We start from the raw sequence: 224 nt of genomic DNA, 5'->3' as shown, positions 1-224 counted from the left end.
CCCGACTCGAGGGCGGCGTCGATCTCGCCTTGCGGGACCGAGAGGTCGGCCGCGAACTCGCCGTCGAGTTCGATCTCGAGTGAGACCGTGAGCGTCTCTGCGGGCCGCTCGAGCGTCTTCGTCTCGTTGGCTTGGTCGTGTGGGTTCTCGAAACCCGGCATCTCTCGGCTGGCGTTTGACTCCTCCCTCGAGTACTCGAAGACGGACGTTTCCTGGATGTCTAC

Annotated in this window: 1 protein-coding gene; it reads right to left on the bottom strand. The window is 63.8% G+C overall.

Going from position 1 to position 224, the window contains the following annotated elements:
- Window positions 1–224 (bottom strand): hypothetical protein (locus C493_RS23000; RefSeq protein WP_007258752.1); only part of this gene is annotated, 224 nt, incomplete at both ends.

Source organism: Natronolimnohabitans innermongolicus JCM 12255 (assembly GCF_000337215.1).
Lineage (GTDB): Archaea > Halobacteriota > Halobacteria > Halobacteriales > Natrialbaceae > Natronolimnohabitans > Natronolimnohabitans innermongolicus.
Note: the sequence above shows the minus strand (reverse complement) of the source record. Positions and strands in the feature narration are given on the sequence as shown.